The 705-nt window shown below is 47.4% G+C and carries 1 protein-coding gene; it reads left to right on the top strand.

The annotated features are described in order from the left end of the window. Nucleotides 1–447, top strand: a 447-nt coding sequence (locus WEIDD23_RS12090; RefSeq protein ID WP_156469664.1) for an ABC transporter ATP-binding protein, incomplete at its 5' end; no start/stop codon positions are given. Nucleotides 448–705 lie beyond the last annotated feature (258 nt).

Here is a 705-nt window from a genome sequence, read left to right as displayed (position 1 = left end):
CTAACACCGGCAGACGGTGAAAAATATCCAGTAGCGTTTTCCGGTGGTCAGCGCCAGCGCATCGGGATAGCCCGGGCGATTGTCGGTCAGCCTAAATTTATCGTGGCTGATGAACCAATTTCAGCGTTAGACGTGTCGATTCAGGCGCAAGTCCTATCATTAATGATGGCATTGCGTGAGCAACAAGCGTTGACCTATTTGTTTATCTCGCACGATTTAAGTAAGGTGCAGGCCATCTCAGATCGTGTCGCGGTGTTGTACTTTGGCCACTTAGTTGAATTAGGTCCAACGGCGGCAATCTTTGAAAACCCGTTACATCCGTATACGCAAGAGTTGCTTGCTGCAATCCCATCGATTGGTAAACCACTAATCGCGCAGCAACGGCAAACCATTACGGTTGGCACATCATGGGTTGAAGTGACGCCAGGGCATTTTGTCCGACAATAATCCAGATGAAGCTAATTGTCAGGGCCGGGACAAACGGGAGTTGTTCAGCCTTGCAATAATTAGCAAGTAGCAGTTGGAGCAAGCAGGCTAATGTCAGCCAAAGCAACCAGTCGGTTCCAGTCAACCAACAGGCACCAGCTGCTAATATATCTAAATCGCCATTTCCAAGAAATTTCTCTTGGAGGTGGCGATTTATTATTAAAGCAACGATATATGCCACAAAAATAGTTAGGCAGGGGAGATCATGCTGTAAACAAG

Origin of the sequence: Weissella sp. DD23 (assembly GCF_001579105.1) — a bacterium.
In the GTDB taxonomy this organism is placed as follows: Bacteria; Bacillota; Bacilli; order Lactobacillales; family Lactobacillaceae; genus Weissella; species Weissella cibaria.
Note: the sequence above shows the minus strand (reverse complement) of the source record. Positions and strands in the feature narration are given on the sequence as shown.